The organism is Prevotella sp. HMSC073D09 (assembly GCF_001814145.1).
Classification (GTDB): domain Bacteria; phylum Bacteroidota; class Bacteroidia; order Bacteroidales; family Bacteroidaceae; genus Prevotella; species Prevotella conceptionensis.
The window spans coordinates 50,150-63,945 of sequence record NZ_KV815055.1 but is presented as its reverse complement, the minus strand read 5'-3'; the positions used below and the strand labels follow the sequence as shown (position 1 = coordinate 63,945).

The following is a 13,796-nucleotide window of genomic DNA, read 5'->3' as shown; positions in this document are numbered from 1 at the left end:
AAAGGTGAAAGAGTGAAAAGGTGAAAAGATGGCTGCGCGTATCTGTCAACTTGGCCACTCGTTAACTTGTCAACTCATGAACTTGGCCACTCGTCAACTTGTGCACTTGTCAACTCGTCCACTCGTCAACTTGTGAACTCGTCAACTGGTTAACTTGTCCACTCGTCAACTGGTCAACTTTTGAACTCGTGAACTCGTCAACTGGTCAACTGGTCCACTTGTCCACTTGCCAACTCGTGAACTTGTGAACTCGTCAACTGGTCAACTTGTGAACTGGTCAACTCGTTAACTCGTCAACTTGTTAACTTATCAACTCAATAACAACAACGATATGAACATAAAAGGATTTATCATGGCTGCCTTGTTTGTTTGCGCCCAAGGGCTTGGCGTACGTGCGCAAGACATGAATGAAATGACTTACTCGCCCCGCGAAACGGTGTTTAAACTTCACGCACCTGCGAATGCTAAGCGCGTATTGGTAAAAATTTATGCCGAAGGACAGGGGGGAAAGCCGCTGCAAACCTTGCGAATGAAACCCGCAGGCAAAGACATGTGGAGCGTTACAGCCAAAGGCGACCTCAAAGGCCGTTTCTATACCTTCGACATTCCTGCCTTTAACCGAGGCGAAACGCCGGGTATCTTTGCCAAGGCTGTGGGTGTAAACGGTAGGCGAGGAGCCATTATAAACCTCGATGAGACAAATCCTGAGGGATGGAAGGCCGACAAACGACCGCCGTTGGCATCGCCTGCAGACCTCATTATCTACGAACTTCACCATCGCGACTTTTCCGTTCATCCCTCGTCGGGCATCAAAAACAAGGGCAAGTTCTTGGCCTTAACCGAAGAAAAGGCCATTAACCACCTGCGCCAACTGGGCATTAACGCCGTGCATATTCTGCCTTCGTTCGACTTTGCCTCGATAGATGAAACGCGTTTGGATAAGCCGCAGTATAATTGGGGTTACGATCCGCTGAACTATAACGTGCCCGAGGGTTCGTACAGCACCGATCCTTATCGCCCCGAAGTGCGCATACGCGAGTTTAAACAGATGGTGCAAGCACTGCATAAAGCAGGCATCCGCGTTATTCTCGACGTGGTTTACAACCACACCTACGACCTTTCGGGCAGTGCATTCCAGCGCACCTGGCCCGACTACTTCTATCGTAAACGCGCCGATGGAACGTATTCCGACGGGTCGGGTTGCGGCAACGAAACGGCCAGCGAGCAGCCTTTGATGCGCCAATTTATGATAGAGTCGATGAAACATTGGGCGAAGGAGTACCACATCGACGGGTTCCGCGTAGACCTGATGGGTGTTCACGACATCGAAACGATGAACCGTATTCAGGCCGAAATGCAAAAGATAGACCCCTCCATATATATATATGGTGAGGGGTGGAGTGCAGGCACGTGCGCCTATCCGCAAGAAAAACTGGCCATGAAAGCCAACGTGGGGCAGATGCCAGGCATCGGAGCGTTTAGCGATGAGCTGCGCGATGCACTGCGCGGACCATTCTCCGACGACCGCAAGCCTGCTTTCTTGGCCGCCCTTAACGGTAACGAAGAGAGCTTGAAATTCGGTATTGTGGGTGCTATCGCTCATCCGCAGGTGGATATGAGCCAAGTGAATTACAGCAAAAAGCCGTGGGCCAACCAGCCAACGCAGATGATAAGTTACGTTAGCTGTCACGACGACATGTGCCTAACCGACCGCATACGCAACTCGATACCTGGCATAACCACTGCCGAACTGATAAAGCTCGACCTCCTGGCGCAAACGTTTGTGCTCACCTCGCAAGGCGTTCCGTTTATGCTTTGTGGCGAAGAGATGCTGCGCGACAAGAAGGGTGTGCACAATAGTTTTTGTTCGCCCGACTCCATTAACGAACTTAACTGGACCAATCTCGAACGTTATCCGCAGGTGTTTGCCTATTACAAGGGTCTTATTGCCTTGCGCAAGGCTCATCCCGCGTTTCGTTTGGGCAACGCCGAGTTGGTTCGTAAGCATCTCGAATTTATCAAAGCGCCTGCCAATGTGGTGGCCTACCGCCTGAAAGACCATGCTGGTGGCGATGCCGCAAAAGACATCGTGGTGCTGCTTAACGCCAACCGCGAGGCACAAGTGGTGGATGTTCCGCAGGGCGATTATCGCGCTGTGGTGTGCGATGGCGTGGTGAACGGCGACGGTCTGTGCACGATGAAAGGCGGAAAAGTTACTGTTGATGCACAGTCGGCATTGATATTGATGAGTAGCCTCACTCCCAACCCCTCTCCAAGAAACTAGGGGAGTGATATGCCTAGCCGATTAAGGGTGAAAAAATGAAAAGGTGAAGAAATGAAAAAATGAAAGAATGAAAAGATGAAAAGATGGCTAATGCCCTCAAAGCTACGTATGGCTGTTCGCTTTTTGGTATCCTCAAATGGCCCTATTTTTCACAGATGTCCTCTAAAATCCCTAGTTTTTCTTAGCTAGCGTAAGCCGCAAAGCTATCTATCCCCTCTCCCCTTGGAGAGGGGTTGGGGGTGAGGCTTTAAAAACAACAACATGAAGAAAATACTTTTGGCCCTTACGCTATTCTCGTTAACGGCATCGGCCGCCGTAAAGGTGAAGAGAATAGACCCCACCAACTGGTTCGTGGGTATGAAAGACCCTTCGTTGCAACTGATGGTCTATGGCGAAGGCATACGCAACGCCAATGTGTCTACAACTTACCCTGGCGTTGAAATAACCAGCATCGAACGCATGGATAGCCCCAACTATCTATTGGTTTACCTTAACATCGGCAAAGCCAAGGCGGGCAAAGTGCCCTTGGTGTTTGCCCAAGGAAAGCAAAAAACGACGGTAACCTACGAACTTAAAGCGCGCGAAAAGAAAGGTGAAGAACGCATGGGATTTACCAATGCCGACGTGCTTTACATGTTTATGCCCGACCGCTTTGCGGCAAGCGGAACCAAACAGCACCCACTTCCTGGGCTTAATGCCTATCGGGTGGACCGCTCGCAGCCTAGTTTAAGGCACGGAGGCGACCTCGAAGGCATTCGCCAACACTTGGATTACTTCAACCAATTGGGCGTTACAGCCCTGTGGTTTACGCCTGTGTTGGAGAATAATGCTGCTGATAAGGGCAACTACAACATGTATCATGGTTATGGTACTACCGATTATTATAAGGTAGACCCACGTTTTGGCACCAACGCAGAATATCGTAGGCTTGTAGACGAGTCGCATACGAAGGGCTTAAAGGTGGTTATGGACATGATTTTCAACCATTGTGGCGTAGATCATCCGTGGGTTAAGGACATGCCTTCGCACAATTGGTTCAATCGTCCCGATTATAAAAACAACTATTTGCAAACCAGTTACAAGCTAACACCTGTACTCGACCCCTACGCTTCGGAAGTGGACATGGACGAAACGGTTGATGGATGGTTCGTTCCTGAATATCCCGACCTTAACCAACGCAACCCGCACGTGATGCGTTACCTCATCCAAAACAGCATCTGGTGGATTGAAACGGTGGGTATCGACGGCATCAGGATGGACACTTACCCGTATGCCGACCGCGAGGCAATGGCACAATGGATGGATAGGCTTAACAGGGAGTACCCCAACTTCAACACCGTGGGCGAGACATGGGTTACGGAACCCGCCTATACTGCTGCTTGGCAAAAAGACTCGAAACTGTCTACCATTAACAGTAACCTTAAATCGGTGATGGATTTTGCTTTCTTCGACCGCATTAACAAAGCCAAAAACGAAGAGACCGATGGCTGGTGGAATGGGCTGAATAGGGTGTACAACGACCTTTGTTACGATTATCTGTACCCCAATCCCTCGTCGGTTATGGCCTTTATAGAGAACCACGACACCGACCGTTTCCTCGGCAACGGCACCGATACCTTAGCCCTTAAACAGGCTTTAGCCCTTTTGCTCACCATGAATCGCATTCCACAGCTGTACTATGGCACGGAGATATTGATGAATGGAACGAAAGAAAAGACCGATGGAGATGTGCGTAAGGATTTCCCCGGCGGCTTTCCAGGCGACAAGCAAAACGCTTTTACGGCCGAAGGAAGAACCAAAGAGCAAAACGCCATGTTCTCTTGGTTGAGCCGTTTGCTGCATTGGCGCAAGGGCAACGAGGTTATTTCTAAGGGCAAACAAATACATTTCATTCCCTTCAATGGCGTTTACGTGTTGGCGCGAACCCTCGACAAACGTCACGTTCTCACCATTATGAACGGCACATCAAAACCTGCCACCATGCCCGTAGCCCGCTATGCGGAGGTGATTGGCGATGTAGACGAGGTGCGCGACGTGCTAACTGGCCGAACCGTCAGCCTGTTGGAGAACGTACAACTCGGTCCTCGCGAAACGCTGGTGGTGGAGTGGAGCGAGTGATTTCTGTTGTAAACGCCCTTGTAATGTGGCCATGATGCCGACGGATTATTGAAACTGAATAGCAGCAGGAACGATGATGAAAACCCTTGGTAAGGTGGAGAGGGGGTACAAACTTCAACCACCGCATGCGTATAATCACTTACAAATAACCTACATAACTGCTGAATTATGGAAAAGAAACATGGGCTTGCAGCACTTCTATTGCTGCTCTTGCTGGTGGCTTGTGGCCCATCAGGCAACTATGGTTATCCCTTAAAAATAAGCTTTGGGCGAGAAGGTGGCACTAAAATTTGTTCTGGCAAGAGTGCTTTCACAGGTATTAGCATCAACGATTACAATGGAAATGGCGAAACAAAGCTTAGCAAGGGCGAAAACGACACCATCATCGCGACGTGTTATTGGCTAACAGTGAAGTACAAGGGGCCTTTTAATAATGAAATGAAGATTATTGCAGAGCCGAACACTACGAGGAAAAAACGAACGCTCTACGTTTATTGCAGTGTTGATAATTATGATGCAGAAATCAAAGTAACTCAAAGTAAGTGAATGAAGTTGTCTTGACTTTTAATCTTTCTACAAATTGAGCGGAGTTTATGTCTTTGTGCTGTAAAGCCAAGATAAACACTCCGCTCATGTACGAAGTGCCGCACAAAGATACGATGAAAAATGAAATTCTGCCCCATTTGTCTGTGGCAAAACGTGGCTATGGCTCAAAACATGATCGGGCAGAAGTTATTCAATGCGGTCTCCACAAGCAGAAAACAGCTTGTCGATGGCCGCTTACTTCTGCGTTTGCATCATGCTGTCTTCGTTGTCCGTGAGCAGCACGCCCTGCAACCGCTCGCCCTGGCTGCGGCAAGCGTATGTGTTTTCCGTGCTGTTGCCATGCTTACATATACGGCATAATTGCTTTTTGTCTAGTTTTTAGCAAGAATTTTAACATTATGAGTGCCCTTTTTGCTCACCAATCGCCCACCTTGCCGCAAAAAAACGATTCTCGCGAGGGTTTGTTTTGATGCAAAATAGGGTTAACGTGTGCATACGGCAAAATGAATTTTTATTTAAAAAGGCCGCCGTTTACACCTGTTTCGGGGCTATTTGCTGCTAAATGACGTGCGTTTTGGTACTAAATGCAATGCGTTTTGGTGCTAAACGGAGTGCGTTTTGGTGCAAAATGGCATGCGTTTTGGTGCTAAACGCAAGGTAAAATGCTGCTAAATGCAGTGCGATTTGCCGCTAAATGCGAGGCGAAAAGCATAAACATCCACAGTAATTGTATAAACAAAACTTTTTAGAACCCTGAAACACATAGCTAAAAAGGGCAAAATAGCCATTAAAAAGTAGGGTTTTGGGGCTAAAAGTGGTTTTTTGGAGTTGAAAAATTATGAGTTGGCAACCAAACTAGAAAGGCAAAATGGTGCAAAATGCAGGTTCTAGGCTTAAAAATAGACAAACCTCAAGACATGAAAGGGAAGAAATAGTGGCTTTTTACCTACTTTTTGACCTATATTTTCGCTAGAACGGAGCGAAAATTAGAGCGATGTTGTAAAATAAAAGATAGCGGTTTAAGTTTTTGAGTTTTTGAGTTTATGAGTTGATGAGTTAGTGGGTTGATGAGTTTGTTAGTGAGTTTGTGGGTTTGCGACTTGGTGGGTTTCTGAGTTTGTGGGTTTGCGAGTTTGTTGGGCTTTAGTCAGTTTATAAGCCAGTGAGTTGACCTGTGCTGCGCTCCTCTCAATTTGTTGAAACATTAAAAGTAAAGACTGCTTCAATGTTTAGTGAATTCTTAAATGCCTTTTTGTGGTGATAGGTGCTCTTGCTTAATCTTGTAGCTTGTCGTCTGTAATGCTGTTACGCATGATAAGCAGCAAGGCCATTGGGTGTTAGCGGCCGTACTAGCCCGTATCTTTTATTGGCGTTGATGCCCATGTGGCAGTGCGTTTAGTGGCTAGTTGTACGCCATTTGGTGTAAGTCTAACCTTTATGTAACGCCTAATAGTCTTTCCGTCAGTAATAATTTCCTGCATATCTTTTGGGGTTTAAGGTTTTGTTTATTCAAATAAAAGCATTACTTTTGCAAAACATAACACATGTTATATTGCGATAGTTGTATTATAAAACTTATGCCGAGATCAACGATAATAGCCCAGGAAGTGATTATAGAAGCCGCTTTCGAGTTGGTGAGAAAAGAGGGTTTTGAAGTGCTCTCAGCCCGAAATATTGCTAAACAGATAGGTTGTTCCACTCAGCCTATCTATTGGTGCTACAAGAGTATGGATGAAATCAAAGCCGAGGTATGCAGAAAGGCACTTCCTTATCTGCAAAACCTAATGCTCGGTTACGTTAAGACGGGCGATGCTTTCTTGGATTTAGGCTTGGGTTATGTGCGAATTGCATACGCCGAGCCTGCTCTGTTTAAAGCGTTTTATATGGATAACATCATGAAGGTAAAGCTTACGGATATATTTCCTGAGAGCGAACGGGTGGTGGAAGTAATGAAAAGTAGTGATGAATGCCGACATTTATCCGAGCAAGAGGTGAAAAATGGCATCGCAAAGGCGTGGATGTTGGCGCATGGTATTGCCTCGTTGGTTGCGGTTGGCATGTTTGTTTACGATGAAGAAAAGATTATAGAAAATTTAAAATAACCCCACTGCGATATGGGATAACGCATCATTGAATGCCTATTCAATGGCACTTAAACCAAGGAAGGGTTGTTGTAGAAAGGTATTTGATGGGATGTTAAGGGGAATTTTGTAGAAGAGAGAAAGCGTGTGGATAATCTGTATGATAAGCAATTTCAAGAACATGAAAGCCAATAAAAGAACCCTTCGGAACGTTATATTGTTCAGCTTTGTGGCTGTTGTTTGCGGTTGGGTGGGCGTTGGGATAGATAAGCTGCTTGGTCAGCCCTCCAATTTAGAATCACTCGGGGCGTTGATTTTTATCTCTTCCCCCATCTTGTGTATGGTTTTACTTCGCCTTTTTGGTGGCGATGGCTGGAAAGACCTGCCGTTGAAACCTAACTTCAGGCGGAACGCTCGTTGGTATTTGTTTGCCATTGTTGTCTATCCTGTGGTCGTTGGCATAACGTTGTTTGTAGGCAAGCTGTTTGGTTGGGTGGATGTAAGCAAGTTTAGTATTGCTGCATATTTTCCTGTCTTTATTGCAGCTTTCTTGCCCCAGTGTCTTAAAAACATCTTTGAAGAGTCGGTTTGGCGGGGCTATCTTACGGTAAAGGTGGAACAACTAACCCAAAACGAATGGCTCGTTTATTTGGTGGTGGCACTTGTGTGGCAGGTATGGCATCTGCCATATTACCTAATACTCTTGGACGATGCTTATTTAGCAAGCTTCTTCCCTTTCGGCAACGTGCTGTTTGTGGTAACTAGCTTTGTCGTTATTGGCGTTTGGACGATCATGTACACCGAGATATTTTTCCTTTCGCGCTCGTTGTTGCTCGTTGTCTTGATGCACGCGATGGAGGATGCACTCAATCCGCTTATATCCGATGGCTTTGCCGTGGTGTCGCCTGATAAAGCTTTGTTGGTTTCACCCAGCTTTGGACTTATTCCGCTACTGCTCTATCTGGTAATAGGCTTATGGCTAAGGCGAATAAGGAAAAGTAGTGCGCGTTGCAATTGAAAATGAATAAATGTAGAACTAAAATATTAGCAGTATGAATACAAACATGGAAATGCCTAAGTGCAATAATGGTTGGGATAAGATATTTTCGCAAAGCGATAAGGTAGAAAATAAAAAGGTTTCGTTCAGAAATCGTTATGGTATCACCCTTGTTGGCGATTTGTATTTCCCGAAAAACAGCGAAAACAATAAGCTTGCCGCCCTTGCCGTGTGTGGTGCTTTTGGGGCTGTAAAAGAGCAAGCATCGGGATTTTACGCTCAGACGATGGCCGAAAGGGGCTTTGTTACTTTGGCTTTTGACCCATCTTATACGGGCGAAAGCGGTGGAGAGCCTCGTAATGTGGCATCGCCCGACATCAATACCGAGGATTTCTCGGCTGCGGTGGATTGCTTGGGGTTGCTGCCCTTTGTGGATAGAGAGCGGATTGGCATTATCGGCATCTGCGGTTGGGGCGGATTCGCACTTAACGCTACGGCCGTCGACACCCGTATAAAGGCTGTGGCGACGATGGTAATGTATGATATGTCGCGTGTTTTCGGCAAAGGCTACTTTGATAGCAACACGCCCGAAATGCGTTTGGAAATGAAACGCTCGCTTAATGCCATTCGTTGGACGGATGCAGAAAAGGGAACTCCGGCTCCGGGCTATTCGATGCCAGACACTCCGTCGGATAAGCTGCCTCAATTCTTGAACGATTATATTGAGTTTTATAAAACACCGCGCGGTTTCCACGAGCGTTCGATCTCTAATAAGGTTTGGACGGCCACCACGCTGCTTTCGTTTCTCAATTTCCCGATACTTGCTTATGCTAATGAAATTAATGTGCCAACCCTTATCGTTGCAGGAGAAAACGCCCATTCGCGCTATATGAGCGAAGATGCTTACCAAGCCATAGGAACCGATAAGAAGGAGTTGTTCGTTGTTCCTGGTGCTAAGCACATTGACTTTTACGACAATCAGGGCGGAGTTGTGCCGTTTGATAAGCTGGAAACGTTTTTTAATACGAATCTTTAATGCCCCATGTTAGGGGCAGATTAAGGCACTAGGCCCCCAGCAATGGTGATTTGTAGACTTTGAATTTTCTGCATAAACGCAGCTGTATCTAAGCCTATATGCAACGATATGGCCTAAAATAAATGTAGGGATGCACGCTGCTGAGCATCCCTACAATTGTTTATCGTTTGGCCAATTTGCGCCAAGCGTTATTCCTTATTCAGGCGTTTGCGTTCGTTATGGTCGAGTGTCATCTTGCGGAGGCGCATGTTTTTGGGCGTAACCTCCACAAACTCGTCGCCCTTGATGTACTCCAATGCCTCTTCCAACGACATGATAACCTTGGGGATTACGCGTGCCTTGTCGTCGCTACCGCTGGCGCGCACGTTGGTAAGTTGCTTAGATTTGGTTACGTTGATAACCAAATCGTTGTCGTGAACATGCTCGCCAACAATCTGTCCGTAGTAAACCTCTTCTCCTGGGTCGATAAAAAACTTGCCGCGGTCTTGCAATTTGTCGATAGAGTAGGCGAAAGCCGTACCCGTTTCCATGGCAATCATCGAGCCGTTGGTGCGCCTTGTAATCTCACCCTTAAAGGGTTGGTACTCTTTAAAGCGGTGGGCCATGATGGCTTCACCCTGACTGGCGGTGAGAACGTTGGTGCGAAGGCCGATGATACCACGCGAGGGCACATCGAACTCGATGTTCACGCGTTCGCCTTGCGTTTCCATCGAAGTCATTTCGCCCTTTCTGCGTGTCACCATGTCAATCATTTTGCTGGCGAACTCTTCGGGAACATTGATGGTTAGTTCTTCAATGGGTTCGCAACGCTGGCCGTCTATCTCCTTATAGATAACCTGTGGCTGACCCACTTGCAGCTCGTAGCCCTCGCGGCGCATGGTTTCGATGAGCACCGAGAGGTGAAGCACGCCGCGGCCGCTAACAATCCAGCGGTCGGTATAGTCTTCAAAGGGCCGTACGCGCAAGGCGAGGTTCTTCTCCAACTCCTTTTCTAGTCGGTCGTTGATGTGGCGCGAGGTAACAAACTTGCCTTCTTTGCCGAAGAAAGGACTATCGTTGATGGTGAAGAGCATGCTCATCGTAGGCTCGTCGATGGCGATTGGCGGTAGCGGTTCGGGGTTTTCGTAGTCGCAGATGGTGTCGCCAATCTCAAACTTCTCGAGTCCGATAACGGCACAGATGTCTCCGCTGTCCACGTGGTCGGTCTTAACGTGTCCCATTCCCACGAAAGTGTGCAGCTCCTTAATGCGTGTACGTTCCTTCTCGCCATTGCGATGCACCACGGTAACGTTCATCCCATCGGTGAAAGTGCCGCGATGCACGCGCCCCACGGCAATTCGGCCCGTGTAGCTGCTATAATCTAGCGAGGTGATGAGCATCTGCGGCGTGCCCTCAATTTGTCTTGGGGCAGGTATTTTCTCAACAATCTCGTCGAGCAAATAGTCGATATTGTCGCTTGGAGCCTTCCAATCGGACGACATCCAGCCGTTTTTGGCCGAGCCATATACCACGGGGAAGTCTAGTTGGTCTTCGGTTGCGTTGAGCGAGAACATCAAGTCGAACACCATTTCGTACACCTCTTCGGGCCGGCAGTTAGGCTTGTCCACCTTGTTTACCACCACGATGGGTTTCAATCCCAGCTGTAAGGCCTTCTGCAACACGAAACGCGTCTGCGGCATAGGGCCTTCAAAAGCGTCGACGAGCAGAATGCAACCGTCGGCCATGTTGAGAACACGCTCCACTTCTCCGCCGAAATCGGAGTGTCCCGGTGTGTCGATGATGTTAATTTTTACGTCTTTCCACGTAATCGATACGTTCTTCGACAGGATGGTTATGCCCCTTTCGCGTTCCAAATCGTTAGCATCCAGCACTTGTCCGCTGTTATCCTGCCCTTCGCGAAAGAGTTTTCCAGCAAGCATCATCTTGTCTACCAGCGTGGTTTTTCCATGGTCCACGTGGGCGATGATGGCTATATTTCTAATGTCTTGCATTGTCTTTACTTAATTGAAATCGACTGCAAAGTTACTGATAATTATTGGCAAATGCCCTTGTAAGTGCGTTAAATCTGCCGTTTTGGTACGTTTAGGCAATGAGAAAGATGCTTATGGCATTTGAATTTGATGAACAATGCACCTCATGTTTTAGTCGCCCTTCCTCCAATCTGCATGCACCTTTAATGCGTGTAGTAATTTCTTTTTTCTCTATTTTCAACCATTTTTCGCTTAAAAAGCATTACTTTTGCACCCGACTTACAAAGCGTGAGTTAAGGGGTGCCCGACATTTCGGGCTGAGATGAAACCCTCTGACCTGATCCAGACAATGCTGGCGTAGGAAAAAAAGAAGGATAAACACCCCTTTTGTGTGTCTTCATTCAAAAGGAAAAAATGAAAAAAACAATGACATTGCTTGCGGCACTGCTTAGTGTCGCCACGGCTTATTCGGCCAACCCCAAACAAGAAACACTTGATACGCTTCGCAGTTATCAGCTGCAAGATGTGCAAGTGGTGGCTACGCGCGCCACAAAGAAAACACCAATGGCCTTTACCAACATGTCGCAAGAACAGATTAAACGCCTTAACACGGGGCGCGACATCCCCTTCTTGCTCGCAACCATGCCCTCGGTTGTTACCACCAGCGATGCAGGCAACGGCATGGGATATACCGCGATGCGCATTCGCGGCACCGATGCCAGTCGCATTAACGTTACCACCAACGGCATCCCGATGAACGATGCCGAAAGCAGTCTGCTCTATTGGGTAAACATGGGCGACCTTGCATCGAGCCTTGGAAGTATTCAGGTGCAACGCGGTGTGGGCACTTCTACCAATGGCGCGGGCGCATTTGGCGCAACGGTTAACATGCAAACCGAGAACATAGGGCTGCAACCTTGGGCCGCATTCGACCTTTCGGGCGGCTCTTACTACTCGCATAAGCAGACTGTGCGCTTTAGTACAGGACTGATGGGCGGACATTGGGGCATCCAAGGCCGACTGTCTAACCTCGGTTCGAAGGGCTATGTAGACCGCGCATCGTCTAAACTAAACTCTTATTTCCTGCAAGCTGGCTATTTCGGCGAGACCACCGTGGTGAAATTCATCACCTTTAACGGAGTGGAACAGACTTATCACGCGTGGAATTTTGCCTCGAAGTACGACCAAGAGCAATACGGACGTACTTACAATCCAAGTGGAAAGATGGAGGATGATGCCGCAGGGAACACCCAATTCTATAAGAATCAGAACGACAACTACCACCAACAGCATTACCAACTGTTGTGGAACCAGTTGATGGGAGAGTACTGGAACCTTAACCTTGCCCTGCATTACACCAAGGGCGGCGGCTATTACGAGCAGTATAAGAAGAACCAAAAGCTGGCGCAGTATGGCCTTGATGCCGGTGGAACGAAGGCAAAGAGTTCGCTTGTGCGCGAAAAATGGCTTGACAACTATTTCTATGGAGCAGTTGCCGCATTGAATTACGACAACAAACGCAACTTCTCGGCTACGCTGGGCGAGGGCTGGAACAGGTATAGCAACGACCACTTTGGCCGCGTTACGTGGGTGAAGAAGCCCGTAGACGACTTTATGCCCAACCATGAGTATTACAACAACAATGCGAAAAAAACCGACTATAATGCTTATCTGAAAGCCACTTACGAGTTTGTGAAGGGTCTTAGTGCCTTTGCCGACCTGCAATATCGCTATGTAAACGTGCGCATGGTGGGTCCGGCAGATGCCACAAGCGCAAAGCGCAGTTTCAGTTACGACCTAAACGAAACGTTCAACTTCTTTAATCCCAAGTTCGGACTGAACTACGAGCTCTCCCCCTTGCATCGTTTGTACGCCAGTTATGCCATCGCCCACCGCGAGCCTGTGCGCAATAACTACGAACATAACATGGATGCAGAGTTGGAAAAACCACGCGCCGAACGCTTGAACGACCTCGAAGTGGGTTACGAATTTACCGCGAAGAACTTCACGGCTGGGCTTAATCTCTACCACATGAATTATAAAGACCAGCTCGTTCCTACGGGCGAAGTGAAGCTCGACAAGCCCATTACGCGCAATTTCGACAAGAGTTATCGCATGGGTGTTGAGCTTTCGGCAGCGTGGATGCCTGTTGATTGGTTCCGTTGGGATGCCAACGCCACCTTCTCTAAGAACAGGGTGAAGGACGTAACCGTAAAGCTTACTGATGGAACGGTGTACACCATCGCCGGCGAAAGTCAGTTGGCTTTCTCGCCTAACACGGTGTTCAACAACGTGTTTACGTTCGATAAGGCTGGTTTCCGCGGTATGGTGATGAGCCATTTTGTGGGCGAACAGAACCTAACCAACACGGGCTTTAAGACGATGCAGACCAAAGACGCCGGCAAAAACACGGTGAATGACTTGATTTCGCTGAAACAATACTTCACCACCGACATCGACTTGTCGTACACCTTCTCGCTTAAAGCCTTGGCTTTGAAGGATGCAACCGTCGGCATAACGCTCTATAACGTGTTCTCTTCTAAGTACGACAACAATGGTTGGGCCGCTCCGCAGTATCGTTTAGACGGCTCTACGCTCGTTGCAGAAAACACTTGGGGCACGCGCGACAGCGAAGCAGCTGGCTTTGCACCCTCTGCTCCCTTCCATTTTATGGCTAGGTTGGCGGTTACTTTTTAATAGAGTAGTTGCTTTGAGGAGTTAAGGAGTTAAGTTGAGGAGTTAAGGAGTTATGGAGTTAAGGAGT

10 protein-coding genes and 1 riboswitch are annotated in these 13,796 nt (G+C 47.9%); of the genes, 8 read left to right on the top strand and 2 right to left on the bottom strand.

Going from position 1 to position 13,796, the window contains the following annotated elements; translation table 11 throughout:
- Positions 1-331: 331 nt before the first annotated feature.
- The 4 genes from pulA to HMPREF2955_RS03125 all read left to right on the top strand — a co-directional run bounded on the left by pulA (position 332) and on the right by HMPREF2955_RS03125 (position 5,308).
- Positions 332-2,284, top strand: coding sequence for a type I pullulanase (pulA, locus tag HMPREF2955_RS03140; RefSeq protein WP_070720882.1), 1,953 nt, complete (start codon positions 332-334; stop codon positions 2,282-2,284).
- A 261-nt stretch (positions 2,285-2,545) separates the two neighbouring features.
- Entirely contained in the window at positions 2,546-4,402 is a 1,857-nt protein-coding gene (locus tag HMPREF2955_RS03135) for a glycoside hydrolase family 13 protein (RefSeq protein ID WP_070720880.1), read from the top strand.
- A gap of 168 nt (positions 4,403-4,570) precedes the next feature.
- Positions 4,571-4,948, top strand: coding sequence for a BACON domain-containing protein (locus tag HMPREF2955_RS03130; RefSeq protein WP_019187374.1), 378 nt, complete (start codon positions 4,571-4,573; stop codon positions 4,946-4,948).
- 120 nt (positions 4,949-5,068) lie between these two features.
- Positions 5,069-5,308 carry a hypothetical protein gene (locus HMPREF2955_RS03125; RefSeq protein ID WP_083317604.1) on the top strand — a complete coding sequence of 80 codons (240 nt, stop codon included), beginning with the start codon at positions 5,069-5,071 and terminating at the stop codon, positions 5,306-5,308.
- Between the two features lie 989 nt (positions 5,309-6,297).
- On the opposite strand, the gene HMPREF2955_RS17020 is transcribed toward HMPREF2955_RS03125, so the two are convergent.
- Positions 6,298-6,429 carry a hypothetical protein gene (locus tag HMPREF2955_RS17020; RefSeq protein ID WP_256374688.1) on the bottom strand — a complete coding sequence of 44 codons (132 nt, stop codon included), beginning with the start codon at positions 6,427-6,429 and terminating at the stop codon, positions 6,298-6,300.
- A 96-nt stretch (positions 6,430-6,525) separates the two neighbouring features.
- Here HMPREF2955_RS17020 and HMPREF2955_RS03120 point away from each other — a divergent pair, with 96 nt between their 5' ends.
- From HMPREF2955_RS03120 to HMPREF2955_RS03110, 3 genes are all read left to right on the top strand, one after another.
- On the top strand, positions 6,526-7,050 hold the full coding sequence (locus HMPREF2955_RS03120; RefSeq protein ID WP_070720890.1) for a TetR/AcrR family transcriptional regulator: 525 nt from the start codon (positions 6,526-6,528) through the stop codon (positions 7,048-7,050).
- A 160-nt stretch (positions 7,051-7,210) separates the two neighbouring features.
- Positions 7,211-8,047: a CPBP family glutamic-type intramembrane protease gene (locus tag HMPREF2955_RS03115; RefSeq protein ID WP_070720887.1), complete on the top strand. Its 837-nt coding sequence runs from the start codon at positions 7,211-7,213 to the stop codon at positions 8,045-8,047.
- A gap of 34 nt (positions 8,048-8,081) precedes the next feature.
- A complete protein-coding gene (locus HMPREF2955_RS03110; protein WP_070720876.1) occupies positions 8,082-9,062 on the top strand; it encodes an alpha/beta hydrolase in 981 nt (326 codons plus the stop codon).
- 188 nt (positions 9,063-9,250) lie between these two features.
- Here HMPREF2955_RS03110 and typA read toward each other — a convergent pair whose 3' ends face one another.
- Positions 9,251-11,053 carry a translational GTPase TypA gene (gene typA, locus HMPREF2955_RS03105; protein ID WP_070720874.1) on the bottom strand — a complete coding sequence of 601 codons (1,803 nt, stop codon included), beginning with the start codon at positions 11,051-11,053 and terminating at the stop codon, positions 9,251-9,253.
- 265 nt (positions 11,054-11,318) lie between these two features.
- Positions 11,319-11,413: riboswitch (TPP riboswitch) on the top strand.
- Positions 11,414-11,446: 33 nt separating this feature from the next.
- Here typA and HMPREF2955_RS03100 point away from each other — a divergent pair.
- Complete coding sequence (locus HMPREF2955_RS03100; protein ID WP_070720871.1) at positions 11,447-13,729, top strand: TonB-dependent receptor; 2,283 nt, start codon at positions 11,447-11,449, stop codon at positions 13,727-13,729.
- The last annotated feature ends 67 nt before the right edge of the window (positions 13,730-13,796 follow it).

Excerpts from the sequence above, each read along its gene's own strand:
- pulA (WP_070720882.1), top strand. The coding sequence starts at position 332 with ATGAACATAAAAGGATTTATCATGGCTGCCTTGTTTGTTTGCGCCCAA.
- HMPREF2955_RS03135 (WP_070720880.1), top strand. The coding sequence starts at position 2,546 with ATGAAGAAAATACTTTTGGCCCTTACGCTATTCTCGTTAACGGCATCG.
- HMPREF2955_RS03130 (WP_019187374.1), top strand. The coding sequence starts at position 4,571 with ATGGAAAAGAAACATGGGCTTGCAGCACTTCTATTGCTGCTCTTGCTG.
- HMPREF2955_RS03125 (WP_083317604.1), top strand. The coding sequence starts at position 5,069 with ATGAAATTCTGCCCCATTTGTCTGTGGCAAAACGTGGCTATGGCTCAA.
- HMPREF2955_RS17020 (WP_256374688.1), bottom strand. The coding sequence starts at position 6,429 with ATGCAGGAAATTATTACTGACGGAAAGACTATTAGGCGTTACATAAAG.
- HMPREF2955_RS03120 (WP_070720890.1), top strand. The coding sequence starts at position 6,526 with ATGCCGAGATCAACGATAATAGCCCAGGAAGTGATTATAGAAGCCGCT.
- HMPREF2955_RS03115 (WP_070720887.1), top strand. The coding sequence starts at position 7,211 with ATGAAAGCCAATAAAAGAACCCTTCGGAACGTTATATTGTTCAGCTTT.
- HMPREF2955_RS03110 (WP_070720876.1), top strand. The coding sequence starts at position 8,082 with ATGAATACAAACATGGAAATGCCTAAGTGCAATAATGGTTGGGATAAG.
- typA (WP_070720874.1), bottom strand. The coding sequence starts at position 11,053 with ATGCAAGACATTAGAAATATAGCCATCATCGCCCACGTGGACCATGGA.
- HMPREF2955_RS03100 (WP_070720871.1), top strand. The coding sequence starts at position 11,447 with ATGAAAAAAACAATGACATTGCTTGCGGCACTGCTTAGTGTCGCCACG.